Origin of the sequence: Paenibacillus hunanensis, from assembly GCF_034055775.1 — a bacterium.
Taxonomy (GTDB): Bacteria; Bacillota; Bacilli; order Paenibacillales; family Paenibacillaceae; genus Saccharibacillus; species Saccharibacillus hunanensis.
The window spans coordinates 1218385-1235439 of sequence record NZ_CP139194.1; the positions used below are offsets into that span (position 1 = coordinate 1218385).

Below are 17055 nucleotides of genomic sequence, written 5' to 3' on the forward strand. Positions count from 1 at the left end.
TGAACGACAATTCATCGGGATACTACCTACAGCCTTTCGATGGGGCGTTATTTCTATCCCCTCCATAATGGATGTTCAATGCGAACCATCTATTTCCTCTAAGACAGCAAGAGTAGAAAAGGTAACTATCATCTCTAAATAGGTGCATCAATCGCTCCATTGTGAGTGGAGGATGCGCCTATTTATAATGCAGCGCAAATATATGATATAACCGATCAGAATAATGCTATACACCTGCGGCTAGAATCGTTACGCTTGATAAGTAGGTAGAATGGTGAAATAGATAGAGTAGTGGCAATCCTAGAGCAGATCGGTCAGATTAGGGTATAATGATGGGATACAGCTCGGTTTCATTCAGCTGTAAGCGTTCTACCCTGATGTTAGATTTGTTCTCGATTCAGCCCGTACAAGATGAATTTCGACAGGAGGTTATGCAATATGTCTCAACCGAATGAACGCAAGCTAAAATGGGGTGTGGTCGGAACCGGCGGCATCTCTAACAAATTTATCGCGGATTTACCTTTTACGAGCAATGGTGTTGCTTATGCAGCCAGCTCTCGTAGTATGGAAAGTGCGGAAGCCTTTGTACAAAAATACAATATGACCCGCGCGTATGATGATTACGACAAAATGCTGGAAGACCCGGAGCTAGATGCTGTCTATGTGGGGACTCCGCATCCGTTACATAAAGAAAATGTGCTCAAAGCGCTGCATGCAGGTAAACATGTACTGTGCGAAAAGCCATTTACGATTAATGCCGGTGAACTGGAAGAAATGATCGCCCTTGCTCGTGAAAAGAAGCTGTTCCTGATGGAAGGCATGTGGACACGCTTCCTGCCGCCACTGCGCAAGGTACGCGAATGGATTCGTGATGGACGAATCGGCGAGGTGCTGCTCACTAAGGCAGAGTTTGGCTTCCGCATGCCATGGGAACCGGAGCATCGCCTGCTAAATCCTGAACTGGGCGGCGGTGCATTACTCGATACCGGTATCTATCCGGTATCGTTCGCATCGATGATCTTCGGCGCGCAGCCCGAAAAAATTGTTAGTACCGCGCATATGGGAGAAACGGGTGTAGACGAGCAATTCTCGATCATCCTTGGCTATTCCGGTGGACGTACGGCGACATTAAACGGCTCGATCCGTATCCTATTACCGAATGAAGCGTATATTCACGGCACCGAGGGATATATTCATATCCCGCAATTCCTGTTCAGCCGTGAAGCTTCGCTATATGTAGAAGGCGAAGAAGTCGAAACATTCACCGACGACCGTGAATGCGAGGGCTATGCCTTCGAAGCCGAAGAAGCCGGTCGCCTTATTCTGGAGGGCAAGCTCGAAAGCGACGTCATGCCACTTGATGAATCGCTGGCGATTATGCGTATCCTCGACGAGGTGCGCGCTCAGTGGGGCTTCAAATACTCATGGGAATAACATAGAACTATACCAAGCAGCCTGCCATTAGCAGGCTGCTTTTTCGTAGACATAAAAATGCACGCCACAACAATATGCAGGTGAGAAATATAAATAACCTCATGCATGAAAAAAAGTCGGCATTAGCACAGAGCGAAGGCAAGGCAATAAGGGAAAAGGACTCCTTACCGTGTTAGCGATTTCCTAACACGAGGTTCAATGAAAAGTGATTTTTGCGAAGCAAAATATCTTACCTCTTCAGAGGGACGGGAATCTACATTCCTTCCTAATCCAGTAGATTCCCGCGGCTCCACCCGAGTCCGTTCCCTTATTCCTTGCCTGAGCGGTTGCAGCATCCCAGACCATTCACTGCCCTTCTTCATATTTTCACTACAAAAAAATCCAACAGAATATGTACATTTTTTGATACACCCTCTCTAAATCGGTTGATATACATAGTAGACTCTGTATGGCTTAACATTGCTCTAACCTAAATTTACAAACTCAGGCATTTTACCATGGCATCTCCAGCGAGCATGTAACAGGTATCGTTCAGCTTGCCAGAAGGTGCCAGAGCAATCATTCCATTCAGTAGACGACAATCGATTATTCAGAGTGAGGTGTATCAACATGACATTAGTGAACAATAACATGTACAAATGGATTAGCTGGCTGCTCGTAATGGCGGCAATTGCGGTGTACGTTCTGTTTCAGACGAGGGGAGCAGTACTGTCAGGCATGGCGCTATTGATGGCTGGGATTGTGATCGGACTGTTGACCTTGCCACGCCCACAGCGTATTTCGTTTACGATGTTTTATGTAGTGGCCGTGCCGATCATTTATTTTATTCGTGCATTTATGTAAGCGATCCACAAATAATGGGATTTTTTTAATTGATAATCGTTCTCATTTTAAAATAAAGATGCTATACTATTCCCGTACAGAAGCGGCGCTGAATAAACAGTCCATGCTATAATCGACTGTTCATTCAGCGCTGCTGTGTGTCTGAGCCTGATTACCGAGTCGGCTCAAGCCGTTTAACCGCTCGTATTCAAGCTGGAGTAATACAGCGGTAGAAGAGGGGGAATCATACATATGCTACGTCGTTTTTTTGCTTATTACAGGCCGTATAGAGGACTGTTTATACTGGATTTTGGCTGCGCAGTCGTGGCGGCGCTACTGGAGCTAGCTTTTCCGATTGCCGTACAGCGAGTGATCGATGATCTGCTGCCTGGTGGAGACTGGTCGATTATTTTGTGGGCGTGTGCAGGCTTGTTCGGTATTTTTTTAGTTAGCTCGATTTTGCAATATATCGTGACGTACTGGGGGCATAAGCTGGGAATTAATATTGAGACGGATATGCGCAAGAAGCTGTTTGATCATATTCAGCGTCTGCCATTTCGCTTCTTCGATAATGCCAAGACCGGGCATCTTGTCTCGCGTATGACGAGTGATCTGATGGATATCGGGGAGATTGCGCATCACGGGCCAGAGGATCTGTTTATTGCGATTATGACGCTGATCGGTGCCTTTATTTTGATGGCCAATCTGAATCTGGAGCTGGCGATTCTCACATTTATCGTCATTCCATTTATGATCTATCTATCGATCTTTTTCGGTAGTAAAATGTCGCGTGCCTTTAACAAACTATTCGGCGATATCGCTAACTTTAACGCTCGTGTAGAGAACAATGTGAGCGGTATGCGTGTCGTGCAGGCTTTCGCTAATGAGGAGCATGAGATTGCTCAGTTCGCTACAGATAACGGAAGCTTCCGTCGCACGAAGCTGCTTGCCTATCGGATTATGGCGTGGAACTCGTCGATCAGCTATATTTTGATCAAGTTTGTATCGTTATTCTCGCTCGTATGTGGGACATGGTTCGTGCTGGAGCGTGGTATGACGTATGGTGACTTTATCGCGTTTGTATTGCTGTCGAATGTATTTTTGACACCTATCAAGCAATTGAACTCGGTCATTGAGACATATCCGAAAGGGATTGCTGGCTTCCGTCGCTATGAGGAGCTGCTTAATACAGATACTGAGATTCATGATCTGCCGGGTGCTGTGCCTGCTCCTCCGCTCAAGGGAGCGATTCGCTATCGTGGCGTGACCTTCGGCTATGAAGGCAAGGAGCCTATTTTAAACAATATTAATCTGGATATTATTGCAGGTGAAACGGTCGCGCTGGTGGGGCCATCCGGTGCGGGGAAAACGACGTTATGCAGTCTATTACCACGCTTCTATGATATTCAGAGCGGAGAGATTAGCATCGACGGTATGGATGTGCGGCAGATGACCTTATCCTCACTACGGACGCAGATTGGTATCGTACAGCAGGATGTGTTCCTGTTTGACGGCACGATTCGGGAAAATATCTCGTATGGTAAGCTGAATGCGACCGAGGAGGAGGTCTGGCAGGCAGCACGCCGTGCACAGCTAGAAACCTTGATCCAATCGTATCCAGAAGGGCTGGATACGATCATCGGTGAGCGTGGTGTGAAGCTGTCGGGTGGACAGAAGCAGCGTCTGTCGATTGCACGTATGTTCCTGAAAAATCCGCCGATTCTCATTCTGGATGAAGCCACTTCAGCGCTCGATACGGAAACCGAAGCAGCGATCCAGCAGTCGCTGAACGAGCTGGCTGTTGGGCGCACCACGTTAATCATCGCGCATCGTCTGGCTACGATTAAGAACGCCGACCGCATTATCGTCGTGACACCGGAAGGCATTGCGGAGCAAGGCGCACACGATGAGCTGATCAGCGCAGGCGGCGCGTATGCACGATTACATGCGGCACAGTTTGGAGCTTGAGCTGGAAGGGTAGCATCACAGAATAGATGATCTAAACAGCCTTGCTAATTCGATTGGAGTTAGCAAGGCTGTTTTTGAAGGGAGTTTTATGAAAAAGCGCTGGTGGATCATGATTGTAGTTCTAATAGTAGTGATGATTTCTTTTGCAGGCATACAGCTGAAAATCAACCACTTAAAAGAAGACTTAACCAACTATTTAATTCAGCAGCAAAACGTAGAAGCGTCCAACATTTTAAGTATAGATACGAAAATAGGCAAGCTACCGACATTTCCGATGTATGTAACGTTTAAGGATGAACCTGACCGAACCTACACCTACACGGATCGCGGCGTGGGGCAGTGGACTCAAATTTTCCCGAATGAGGATGTGATCCAAAAAGGAGGACAGTTTAAGCATTGGGAAGGGGTAAGCAAATAACATCGCTCTATTTTATAGTAAATAATCAAAAAACCTGTATCCGTTGAGTAGCAAACGAATGCAGGTTTTTTGGTTTGAATGAGTACATATACATAGCCAAATACACAGCCACATATAGTAACCTATAGCAGCATATAGCCGCATACACAGCGATATACTCAGCTAGATGCTGATTTAGCCTTTTAGCGTGGCAGATGCCTTAGAAAATTCTCATGCGCGAATCCACGTACCTGTTCCTCACTATAATGCTTGAGCAACTCATCGATCACACGCTGCGATTGTCCAGCGTGCTCCAGATCCTGAACATGGTAAGCAATGCCGTCAAAGTCTGAGCCTAGACCGATATGCTTTACTCCACCTAGCGAACAAAAGTGATCAATATGCCGCAGCAGATCAGTGATACTTACAGACTCCTGCTCACTAATGAAATATGGACAGTACACCACATGAATCATCGCGTCACGCTGGAACATCGCCTGTGCCTGTGTATCCGTGAGATTACGCGGATGATCCAGAATCGCACGTGCATTGGAATGGGAGGCAAAAGGATACTTCGCTACCTCCAGCACATCCCAGAAGGCACGCTCGCATAGATGGCTCACATCGGTCAGTATCTGATTGCGGTTGAACATGGTCACCAGCTCGCGCCCAAATGCAGTCAGCCCGGCTCCACGCTCCTCAAGCGCCCCATCTGCCGCTAGATTGGCAAAGTTCCATGTCAGACCAACCGAGCGTACTCCGAGTCGATACAGAATATTCATCTTTTTCAGATCATTACCGATCGGGTCAACCCCTTCTAATGTTAACAGGGCACCGATCTGTCCCGGCTGTAGCGCGGCAATATCAGACCACTTGGTAATATGTACCATATTCGGATGCTTGTCTAGCACTTCGTCATAGAAATAATGCACCTGATCGAGCGCATTTTGGAAGCGAAGCGGATCAGGTAGCTCCGGGTCAACGAAAATTGCAAAGCCCTGCATCCGTACCTCACCTTCCTGTAGCCGTGCATAGTTCGTATCCAGCTCCGGTGCATCGCTATAGCTAAGCGTACCTCTGGACTCCACGATTTTGTATAGAGCATCACAATGAAGATCGAAAATATGCATCATCATTGCTCCTTTCGTTATGAATTTGCATCTTATGTAGGTACCACACTAAAATTACTTTACATCATACGCCACTCGATAGATAAAGTACAGGCGAGTAGTGGGTAATCATACAGCAGGTAAGTTATTTCAAGCTATTTTAAAAGCAATGTCTGTCTGCTGGAAATGTCTATATTTCTAGCGGCAGGCTGCCATACGATTGAGGTGTACGATGGAAAAGAAAAAGGGACGTATACGGTCATTTTTGCAAAAGGTATTCGACCGTGATCAGGATGGACGTATTCAGTGGGCAGAGGTATATCTGGCGGTTGCAGGTGTGTTTCACCGTGCGCTAGTCGAAGTGCCCCGTAGACGTGCTGCTGTACGACAACAGAAGGAGGATCTGCCTGTATCCCGTATTCGCGAAATTCCGTTGCTCGCAGGCGATATCATTTACACGCCAAGCTCGGAATCGACGTATTATGCAGGTCATATGGGAATCCTCGGAACGGATGGACGTGTATATCATGTGCATCCATTTGGCCCGGTATTCTCGGATACGGTGGAATGGTATGTGAAGCGATTTTATGCAGGTGATCGTTTTATTGTGTTTCGTGCACAGGATGAGGGTGTTGGAGCGGAGGCAGCGGCATGGGCAGAGCAGCATGTGCACACAGTAACCGCCTATCGTTTGAATACCGGAATGGACGATATCGAGCATAATTATTGCTCCAAATTTATCGACCAAGCCTATCGGTTCACATCCGGGACGGATATCTGGGGGAAAGGGAAGCGCAAATTACGTCATGGTTACCTGTATCCCTTTCAGATCGTCAAGTCCAGGCAGCTTCATATGGTAGGGAGCTATTATCGTGAATAGCTGTTCTATCGACGATCTATTATCTTCAAATGAATAGCTCGGTAGGGATCGCATCATGCATCGTGTAAGGAAGCTAGATCCTATAACTAAAAAAGGTGCATAAGATCGCCGAGTATAAGCGATCTTATGCACCTTTTCGTTATAATTCATTGATACCCATACATTCATTCCATATAGGTATGACGATGATCTACAGCCCATGCTGCACAATATGTCATCTATAAAAAAGCAACCTGATTTTTCCCAAGTGCCTTCGCTTGCATTAATGCTTCCTCACCGCGCAGGATCAGGTCCGTCGGATGCACCAGTGGATCTGGCATCATCATCACGCCACCTACACTGACCGTGATAAATCCGCTGTTCGACGAGCTTCCGGTAGGAATTTGTAATTCCACCACACTGCTGCGAATATCCTCTGCGAGCTGGACGACACTATCTTTATCTTTCCCACGAACCTGTAGCATGAATGTACCGCCACTGAAGCGAGCAATCTCTGCGTCACAGCGTGAACTGGTCACATTCAGTACGTCTGCTACCCATTGCACGCATAGATCGCCACCATTGAGTCCGTGGATCGCATTATATTCACGCAGATCGTCAATATCGATGAGCAGTAGGGACACCAGCTGTTCTTCCTGGATCGCGGTATACCAGTTATCCATCAATATTTTCTCGAATGCCATCCGGTTCGGCATATCGGTCAGCGGATCGGTTGCCATATAGCTTTGGAGCTGATCACTCATCACGGTATAGGCTTCGGAGACGCCGATATCCTGCGTCGATTCACGTGCAATGATCATCACGGAAGGCTTACCGCCGTAGCTGATTGCTGCCAGCGTAATCTCCAGCTTGAGCGAGTCGCCGGATGTGTTTTTGAAGCAGGAATTGTTGGAGATCATATGAATCAGATTTTGCTCCAGCTGATTCAGGTAGTGGATCATATCGTCCTTGAACTCATCCTGCACGAATTGCAGGAAATCAAGCCCGGTGAGCTGCTCACTGGATTCCATGCCCAGCAATACCGCTGCCTCATGATTGCAATAGATGATATTGCGATGCGTTAGGGTGAAAAAGGCTACCGGTGACATTTCCATCAGCTGAATATAACGCTGTTCATTGCGGCGTAGGGTGCGAGCATCCTGTAGCGCCTGCTCCTCCATTTCGCGCAACTGATTTTCCGTTTGACGATGCACGATTGCTTTTAGCTCTGGCAAAATATTCAGTTCCTTCGGCTGCCATGGCAATGACGTGGACTGCACAACCTGACGCCACTTTTCAAATGATTTGCGTGGAGACAGACGGAACCCATCGTTTTCCTGAATGACGGCTTTGGCTGGATCGCCTGCCCATTCTACAATTTGTAGCACTTCGGGACGGAACCAGATGATATAATTGTGAAGTCCTGGCGAGATAGCAAGATAGAGCGCCCCGGATGCTTTTGCCTTATAGGCTTTGGCGGGTTCATATTCCAGACTGAGTCTGGAGGACGAATAGATGTAGTCGCGTGAACGACTGCCCATCCAGCCTGCTAGCTCACGTACCTGTCCAGGCTCTGGCGTTACTCCATATAGCAGTAGCTTATCCTGATAGCTCACAGCCGCACCGGAGGCGCTCATCAGCGCAAGCAGGCTATGTTCCTCATCATGCAGCTGCTCGGCAACACGGATCGAGTTCATACTGCCGGTGAAGATGCTGGCAATACGCAGAGCCGTTTTACGAAGCTGACGCTCGGATTCATAATCGTCGAGCTGCTGTCGCTGATACAGCTCGTTCGAGAAGAAGGCACCGAGGAAGTTGCACAGATTGCGTTTACGATGCGAAATATATTTAGGTGAATAATGGTGACATGTAATGAGTCCCCATAGCTGATTGTTATGAATAAGCGAAATGGTCATCGTTGCGCCCACACCCATATTGTGCAAATACTCAATATGCAGTGGGGAGACGCTACGCAGAACCGATAAACTCAGGTTCAGCGGCTTGCCAGTCAGCGGCTGTGTTGTTGGAACAACCTCTACCGGCGTATAGTTCACATCGACGATCAGACGTAGCCAGTTCCGCAAATATAGCTCACGCGCTTGCTTCGGAATGTCAGATGCCGGATAGTGATGTCCGAGAAATGGCTCCAGCCCTGCCTGCTTCGCTTCAGCGATAACTTTACCATTCCATTGACTATCGAATTCATAGACCATGACCCGATCATAGCCGAGCATGTCACGAATCTGATCGGCGGCAGCCTGGCTCGCTTCCGCACGACTTGTCGTTTGCTTCACACGACCGAAGAACGTCTGAATCCATTCAAATTCATTGCTGATCATCGATTCGTCCTCAGCCGGGCATTCCATTTCAATAATGATCAAGCCTTCGCTCTCATGCAGTACCGCATAGAACTCAACCATCTCACCATTCACTTCCACATTGATTTCAATATATTGAAGATCAGACGTCGCTTCTGCTGTCAGATCACCGCTCATTAGCGAAAATAATTGCTCTTCACCAATGACCGATTCTAGCGGTTGTCCGAGTAGCTCGTTAGAAGGGCGACCGAGCAGCTGATCGGTATTCGTGCTACACTGAACGATCTTATGCTCGCTATCTCGAGTAACGGCAAGCAATACGCCATGTGGCTGAATACGTCCGGGAATATGAATCGGTTCTTTATCGCAATTCGTCAGATCGATTGGTTCGCTTGTAATGAAGTTTCCATCTGTCAGCAGTGTACGATTAAGACGCTGGTTGTTATTACTTGCATCAGACATATAAGATGGGCCTCCATTCTCATGTTATGCGTTACATTAGGCATTAATCCATTGCTGGAGCAGATCGAATGTCTCGCGTGCAGAATGAACAATCTCATGTCGACTAGCATCCGATTGACCGTATTTTAAAATAAGCTCGCGGAAGCTCAGCCATTGATCTCGTGTCTGCTGACCATAGCCATTAAAATAAGAGATGCCCGCTTCCGGCTCTACTGGCAGGAACTTCATCAATTGCTTCGTAATAATCTGGCCGCCAAGTGTAGAGCCCTCGATCACATAGAAAGAGCCGATCAATCGCTCTGCTGTTGAGATGTCAGGCAGATTAGTACATAGAGGAAGCTCGGATAGCTGCGCTGAGGTTAGACCGAGATGCAGCAGATCACTTTCTAGCAACGCGGTTTTGCCGCGAATATCCATATCCAGTCCAAGCTCGGTTGGCAATCCAGAATGAATTGCACGTTGCTCCAGCGGCTTCAAAAAGCCATAAAACAACTGTAAATATTGTGTATACTGTGGCAACGTCATGCTCTTGTCCATCATGGAGCGAGCATAGCTGTTATTTTCAATCTGTTGATGGGAATCCGCGGTATCTACACGCAGACGCTCCAAAATATCGGTGCTCATGGTTTATCCATCCTTTACTGATCAGGGTTGTTCATTTCAATTAAACCGTCTTCACATCGATACGTATGACGCCAATGACAAAAAGGGCTGTATTCTATTTTATCACGCGAACAGAGCTGGGTAGTAGTATAGTTTTTAAATATCTCACCTACTGCTCTATTCAGATACATAAGGAACTACTATAAATTGGATGAAAAGAGTAGTCAATACGGTGTGTGTAGCAGAACGTACCATATAATGAAAGCAAACGCAAATGATTGGAAATGTATTACTTGTTTGAACAACTCTCGATGAAAGTGAAGAGAGAGTAATGCTAAAAGTAAAACTGGAACAACCAGCGCAAAACTGAACTAATGCTAAAATCCAAAGAAGCCCCACATTATGCTGCTCGTAGACGGATCGTATCCGACTCGAAGCAGTATAGCGCGGGGCTGATTGGCATGTATATAGCATGTGTGTAGCTTGCGAGCGCTACTCGTCTATGGTTTACATAGGCTTCAGGAGATTCGAAGGTAGCGTACACCTCGTATAAGCACCTTTTCTATGATGAAGGAGATATCAGGCCTGCTGACCTGGTCAGTGCTGGAGCAGAATCGCGAATGAGCACATGCGTCTGCATATGAGCTGTGTAATAGGGCTGCTGCGGATGACGAATGCGGGAGAGCAGCATTTCCGCTGCACGCACGCCCATATCACTGCTATAAATATGCACTGTGGTCAGATGCGGCTCAACGATGCGCGATTCAGTGGCATCATCGAAGCCGGTAATACCAATATCGCGTGGTAGTGATAATCCGCGTGCCTTGAGCGCCTTCATCAGCCGTACAGCGATAAAGTCGTTGGCACATACAAATGCCTGCGGCCATTGCTCCAGCTGTTCCAATCGGTGTTCCATCCAATCAGTTTCGAAAATAAAATAGCGATCATCATCCAGAATACATAGCGCTGGATCAAACTCAATCTCCTGTTCGAGCAGCGCCCGGCGATAACCGAGCCAGCGCTCGTAGAAGCTTTTGCAATGATAGCGATCGCCGACAAAGCCGATACGCTGGTAGCCGTTATCTAATAGCTGCTTGGTCAGTCGGTAAATGCTATGTTCATTTTCCATCAAAAGAACATCGGCCTGGAAGCTGGAATAATCGGTAGTAGCAGCGCAATCGATAAAGATCGCTGGAATGCCGAGTCTGGTGATCATCTCACTGTAAGCGGCATCAAAAAGCTCGATACATACGATTCCATCCACAGCGGTGCTGTCAAAGTTGTTAGGCAGCTTGCCTGCATCGCGCTCATCGTCGCGCACGATATGAATGGATAGATTATAGCCTTCGGAGCTAATTCGTTTCTCCAGTCCGCTGATCAGCGCGGAGCCAAAATGGGAGGTGTTGGGCATATTAGTGGTTAACAGCGCAATATTTCCTGTCTGCCGAGGAAGTAGATTGTCTGTTTCCATATAAGCGAATTGCTTGTATTTCAGCTCGATTGCTTTTTGAATCACCTTTTGCCGGGTGTCAGCAGGAATTGAGGGATGGTCATTGAGTGCCTTGGAGGCGGTATTGCGCGAAATGCCCAGTGCATCGGCAATATGCTGAATGGTTGTTTTTTCTCGAGTCATCGTCCGTATCCACCTTTGTATTGTTGGGATGGGCAAGCAGGGATCAGGCTATTCCGCTCATCTCATTGCATAGTTTGAATATAAAGCAGTTTACACACAAAAGCAATTATAGATGCACAAATGTAAACTTAATTTATACAAATGCACACTTATAAGTTGTATTTTCGTCTCTTTATTTTTACATTTTATATTGACATATGAACAATTAATTTGTTAAATTGTAAATGAAAAAAGCGACAAATGAATGCTGACTATTGTAAAGGTAGCCGTTTGCTGTAGCATGGGCTATTGCTGAAGCAATTATGTAAGCGATTACTTTAATTCGTAGGCAAGGCTACTTTGACGACATTGGCACGCATCGCGTCATTCATCACAATGAAATGGGGGAACATGAATGGAAAGCTCCGCCAAAGTAGGGAAACGGCATACCGGGCAGACACTACTACATGAGCGTCGCACTAGTAGGGGAGTGTGGGCACAGCTGAAGAAAAATCGATTTCTGTATTTGCTTCTTACGCCTGCACTCCTGCTAACACTGATTTTTAAATACGGCCCAATGTACGGGGCGGTTATCGCATTTAAGGATTTTAGCCCGATTCGGGGAATTTGGAATAGCGAATGGGTCGGGTTCAAACACTTCGAGAAATTTCTTACTTCACCCAACTTTGAGACGATTTTTATGAATACGCTTAAATTGAGTGCTTACGGGCTCATCTGCGGCTTTCCGATTCCGATTTTGCTAGCGCTGATGCTCAATCAGATTCGCCGCCGCGGCATCAAGAAGAATATTCAGCTGTTTCTGTATGCACCTAATTTTGTATCGGTCATCGTCATTGCCGGAATGCTCTTCATTTTCCTATCGCCCACAGGTCCGATTAATCAGGTGGTGAGCTGGATTACCGGATCGCCGATGATGTTTATGACCGATCCGGAATATTTTCGCTGGGTGTACATTTTATCGGATATCTGGGCAACGGCTGGCTGGGCATCGATCATCTATGTAGCTGCCCTTGCCAATGTGGATCCAGAGCTGCACAATGCCGCCAGTCTGGATGGAGCTAGCCTGTTGCGACGTATCTGGCATATCGACTTGCCTACCATCAAGCCCATCATGGCAATCGTGTTCATCTTAGCAGCGGGTGGCATTATGTCGATCGGCTTTGAAAAGGCATATCTGCTACAAACGTCGATGAACCTGCCTGCATCGGAGATCATTGCAACATATGTGTACAAGATCGGTCTACAATCTGGCGATTATGCGTATTCTGCCGCGGTTGGGCTGTTCAACTCGCTAATTAATGTCGTGCTGCTGATCGGCGTGAATATGATCGTGAAGAAGCTGAATGACAATCAGGGGCTGTATTAATTGCAGCCGGATTTATTCATGAAGGGAAGGAATGCGTATGCTCATTCAAAATTCGCCGTTTGATCGGTTTATGCTGGTATGCATGAAGCTGTTTCTGCTACTCGCGGTGCTGGTGGTCGTTGTTCCATTTGGCTATATTATCGTCGCTTCGTTTATGGATCCGACGGTGCTGCTGAATCGTGGGCTGTCATTTCATCCAGGCGATTGGAGTCTGGAGGGATATCGTAAAATTTTGAGCAATGAAGCGATGATTCGCGGATTTTTCAATTCGGTCTGGTATGCCGCGGCATTCTCGATCATTACGGTACTCGTATCGATCGGTGCAGGCTATGCGCTGGCAGACGACTCACTCGTTGGGCGTCGTACCGTCATGACACTGCTGATCATTACGCTCTTTTTCGGGGGTGGCTTGATTCCTACGTACCTGCTGATCCGCGAACTGGGAATGCTCAATACACCGTGGGCGCTACTCATTCCGGGGGCGGTCAATGTGTGGAATATCATTCTCGCACGTACCTTTTTCAAAGGCATCTCACGTGAGCTAAAGGAAGCGGCGAATGTGGATGGTGCGTCTGACCGGATTATTTTCACCAGAATCGTACTGCCGCTGTCCAAGCCGATTATGTTCGTGCTGGCGCTGTATGCCTTTGTTGGGCAGTGGAATTCGTACTTTGACGCAATGATCTATCTGGAGGATTCCAGGCTGTTTCCACTCCAGCTCGTGCTACGCTCGATTCTGATCCAGAATCAGGCAGCACCGGGCATGATCGGCGATCAGCAGGCGATGGCTGAGCTCAAACGTCTATCTGAAATGATCAAATACTCATCGATTGTTATTTCAAGCTTACCGCTCATCGTGATGTATCCATTCTTTCAGAAGTATTTTGAAAAAGGCGTGATGGTCGGCTCGCTCAAATAAGCGTTGGTCTAAACCATACAAAATAGGCACTTCATAATATGCCGGTATGACCGGAGGAGGCTACGATCCATGAAAAGAGTCACATCCAGCAAACGAATCTACAGCGCTATCGGTATTCCCGTTCTTGCACTGGCATTACTCGTTACGGGTTGCGGAGGGGAAGCAGCTCAGCCGCAGAAGACAGCGGACGGCAAGCCGATTTTGCATATTCTCACGTCCAGTTCTCCACTGGCACCTGCTGATCCGAACGATAAGCTGGTCGTGCAGCGTCTGGAAAAGAAGACAGGCGTGCATGTGGAGTGGACGAGCTATACAAGCGACGTATTTGCCGAAAAGCGCAATCTGATGATTGCGAGCGGTGATCTGCCCGATGCGATCTTTGCAGCAGAATATAGCGATTATGATCTGCTCAAGCTGGCAAAGGACGGTGCCATTGTACCGCTCGAGGATTTGATCGATCAGTATATGCCTAATTTTAAAAAGGTACTCGCAGAGCGACCGGAATATCGGACAATGATCACTGCGCCGGATGGACATATTTATTCGTTCCCGTGGATCGAGGAGCTAGGTAAGGATAAGGAGCGCATCCAATCGGTGGATGATATGCCGTGGATCAACAAGGAATGGCTAAACAAGCTGAATTTGAAGATGCCTACGACAACAGACGAATTGAAGCAAGTGCTGACTGCCTTCAAAACGCAGGACCCGAACGGCAATGGCAAGGCAGATGAGATTCCACTTTCGTTTATCGACAAGCCGGGCGGCGAGAATCTGACCTTTCTGTTCGCTTCCTTCGGACTGGGTGACAATCCCGATCATACCGTTGTGACCAATGATCATAAAGTGCTGTTCACTGGTAATCAGGACGGCTACCGACAGGCGATCAATTATATTCATGATCTGTACAAGAGTGGCTTGATCGATATTGAATCGTTCCAGCAGGATTGGAATACGTATCTTGCCAAAGGCAAGGATGATCGGTACGGCTTGTATTTTACATGGGACAAGGCAAATATCACTGGAATGAATGATAAATACGATCTGATGCCGCCGCTTGCAGGGCCAGATGGCAATGTGAATGTAACGCGCAACAATGCACTGGGCTTTTTCCGTGGCAGCATGGTCGTGACCAGCAGTAACCAGCAGCTCGAGCAAACCGCCAAATGGGTGGATCAGCTGTACGAGCCGCTCCAATCCGTACAGGATAACTGGGGAACGTATGGCGATACGACCCAGCAAAATATTTTCCAGCTGGATGAGCAAAAGCAGATGCTGAAGCATCTTCCGCTAGAAGGCTCGGCACCAGTAGAGGTGCGCCAGAAGACAAGTATCGGTGGCCCGCTGGCGATATTGAGTAATTATTTTGGCAAATATACAACGATGCCAGACGATGCCAAATGGCGGATGGATCTGATGAAAAAAGTGCTGGTGCCTCATATGAAGGCAGATTATACGTATCCTAATGTGTTTTTCAGTATCGATGAGCTGGATCGTCTATCTACTATTGAAGCTGATCTGTTCCCGTATATGCTACGCAAACGGACAGAATGGTATCAGAACGGTAAGGCAGATCAGGAATGGAACGAGTATACTCAGGAGCTGGATCGTTTAGGATTACAGGAGTGGCTCAAAATTAGACAGGACGGATACAACCGCAGTCTACAACAGAATGGAGAGTGATTATATGTCTTTGCAGCTACAAAATGATTACCGGGGTGCGTATCATTTCTCACCTGCTCGCGGCTGGATGAATGATCCGAATGGCATGGTGTACTGGGACGGCGAATATCATTTATTTTTTCAATATCATCCATTTGGTAAAACATGGGGACCGATGCACTGGGGACATGCCGTATCGCGCAATCTGGTGCACTGGCAGGAGCTTCCGGTGGCGCTGGAGCCAGATGAGCTGGGGACGATCTTTTCCGGTAGTGCGGTTGTCGATTGGAAGAATACGACCGGGTTCTTTCCAGAGGAGCCGGGTCTGGTAGCGATCTTCACCCATCATAGTGAATTGCCCGGACAATCGGTATGCCAGAGTCAGAGCCTCGCTTACAGTCATGATCGCGGAAGAACATGGCATAAGTATCCAGGCAATCCCGTGCTAACGCATGAGAGCAGACCGGATTTTCGCGATCCTAAAGTATTCTGGTATGAGCCAGATCACTGCTGGGTAATGATTTTAGCCTGCGGACAGACGGTATCTTTGTATCGTTCACCGGATATGCTGCAATGGACAGAAAGTAGTGAATTTGGTGAAGGGATTGGCTGTCATGATGGGGTATGGGAATGTCCGGACTTATTTCCGTTGCCCGTGCAAAATGGTGCAGAAGGAGAACAAAGCTGGGTGATGCTTGTGAGTATCGGCGATGATGGCATCCATCCAGAAGGCTCGCGCACACAGTATTTTACCGGGCAGTTTGATGGTACATCCTTTATACCGGATAAAGCTTCACAGCAGGTGCGCTGGCTGGATTATGGACGGGATAACTATGCAGGTGTGAACTGGTCGGACATTCCAGCGGAGGATGGACGGCGGCTATATATTGGCTGGATGAGCAACTGGCGCTATGCCAATATGACTCCAACAGGCGATTGGCGCGGAGCGATGACGATCACGCGTGAATTATTGCTGGAATATACAAAGGATGGACAATTGCAGCTACTTCAGCGTCCTGTGACCGAATTGGAAGCCTGTCGCCAGCCATTATTACAATTCGATCACGCCAGACTGGAAGAGGTAGAGGCAGCACTAACCTCCTTACATTTACGCAGCTATGAACTGCATATCATCTTACCGGCTATCAGCTCAGCACAATGGGAGGTATTGTCGGATGGGCAACATCGCACTGTGATCGGTGTGGATGCAGACAGAGGTATAGTATTTATCGATCGTACCATGTCCGGTGATGGGACTTTTCATGAGCATTTTGCTGGACGACATGAAGCCGCTTTGTCGACTACAGAGGATGTCCGTGAGCTACGTATCTTTGTAGATCGTGGCTCAGTGGAGGTATTCGCTGATGGAGGGCGCACCGTACTGACGGATCTCGTATTCCCACCTGCTGGTGCAGACCGCTTGGGTTTAATGCGTGCCACCAATGAACCGAATCCGCCTGCCTGGATGTCGGTTGCCGTCTATGATTTGTCGATAGATAGGTAGCG

At 47.6% G+C, this 17055-nt stretch carries 13 protein-coding genes; 9 read left to right on the forward strand and 4 right to left on the reverse strand.

The annotated features are described in order from the left end of the window. Positions 1-438: 438 nt before the first annotated feature. The 4 genes from SK066_RS04830 (at position 439) to SK066_RS04845 (ending at position 4642) form a co-directional block, all read left to right on the forward strand. Positions 439-1434 (forward strand): Gfo/Idh/MocA family protein, encoded by a 996-nt coding sequence (locus SK066_RS04830; protein WP_320543858.1) that lies wholly within the window; start codon positions 439-441, stop codon positions 1432-1434. A gap of 609 nt (positions 1435-2043) precedes the next feature. Then, positions 2044-2277 (forward strand): hypothetical protein, encoded by a 234-nt coding sequence (locus SK066_RS04835; protein WP_320543859.1) that lies wholly within the window; start codon positions 2044-2046, stop codon positions 2275-2277. Positions 2278-2508: 231 nt separating this feature from the next. Then, positions 2509-4224, forward strand: coding sequence for an ABC transporter ATP-binding protein (locus SK066_RS04840; protein WP_320543860.1), 1716 nt, complete (start codon positions 2509-2511; stop codon positions 4222-4224). Between the two features lie 88 nt (positions 4225-4312). After that, on the forward strand, positions 4313-4642 hold the full coding sequence (locus SK066_RS04845; protein WP_320543861.1) for a DUF3139 domain-containing protein: 330 nt from the start codon (positions 4313-4315) through the stop codon (positions 4640-4642). A gap of 182 nt (positions 4643-4824) precedes the next feature. On the opposite strand, the gene SK066_RS04850 is transcribed toward SK066_RS04845, so the two are convergent. Then, positions 4825-5751 carry a dipeptidase gene (locus SK066_RS04850; RefSeq protein WP_320544806.1) on the reverse strand — a complete coding sequence of 309 codons (927 nt, stop codon included), beginning with the start codon at positions 5749-5751 and terminating at the stop codon, positions 4825-4827. Positions 5752-5962: 211 nt separating this feature from the next. On the opposite strand from SK066_RS04850, the gene SK066_RS04855 reads away from it, so the two are divergent. Beyond that, complete coding sequence (locus SK066_RS04855) at positions 5963-6610, forward strand: hypothetical protein (protein ID WP_320543862.1); 648 nt, start codon at positions 5963-5965, stop codon at positions 6608-6610. Positions 6611-6828: 218 nt separating this feature from the next. Here SK066_RS04855 and SK066_RS04860 read toward each other — a convergent pair whose 3' ends face one another. From SK066_RS04860 to SK066_RS04870, 3 genes are all read right to left on the reverse strand, one after another. Then, positions 6829-9369, reverse strand: a complete 2541-nt coding sequence (locus SK066_RS04860; protein WP_320543863.1) for a diguanylate cyclase domain-containing protein — start codon at positions 9367-9369, stop codon at positions 6829-6831. A 36-nt stretch (positions 9370-9405) separates the two neighbouring features. Further along, complete coding sequence (locus SK066_RS04865) at positions 9406-9993, reverse strand: biliverdin-producing heme oxygenase (protein WP_250344059.1); 588 nt, start codon at positions 9991-9993, stop codon at positions 9406-9408. A 541-nt stretch (positions 9994-10534) separates the two neighbouring features. Further along, positions 10535-11605, reverse strand: coding sequence for a LacI family DNA-binding transcriptional regulator (locus SK066_RS04870; RefSeq protein ID WP_320543864.1), 1071 nt, complete (start codon positions 11603-11605; stop codon positions 10535-10537). Between the two features lie 394 nt (positions 11606-11999). Here SK066_RS04870 and SK066_RS04875 point away from each other — a divergent pair, with 394 nt between their 5' ends. The 4 genes from SK066_RS04875 to SK066_RS04890 all read left to right on the forward strand — a co-directional run bounded on the left by SK066_RS04875 (position 12000) and on the right by SK066_RS04890 (position 17053). Then, on the forward strand, positions 12000-12971 hold the full coding sequence (locus SK066_RS04875) for an ABC transporter permease (protein WP_320543865.1): 972 nt from the start codon (positions 12000-12002) through the stop codon (positions 12969-12971). 37 nt (positions 12972-13008) lie between these two features. Then, complete coding sequence (locus SK066_RS04880; protein WP_320543866.1) at positions 13009-13890, forward strand: carbohydrate ABC transporter permease; 882 nt, start codon at positions 13009-13011, stop codon at positions 13888-13890. 69 nt (positions 13891-13959) lie between these two features. Beyond that, entirely contained in the window at positions 13960-15570 is a 1611-nt protein-coding gene (locus tag SK066_RS04885) for an extracellular solute-binding protein (protein WP_320543867.1), read from the forward strand. 4 nt (positions 15571-15574) lie between these two features. Further along, the gene (locus SK066_RS04890) at positions 15575-17053 is read left to right on the forward strand and encodes a glycoside hydrolase family 32 protein (RefSeq protein WP_320543868.1); all 1479 of its coding nucleotides are present in this window, start codon (positions 15575-15577) and stop codon (positions 17051-17053) included. Positions 17054-17055: the final 2 nt, after the last annotated feature.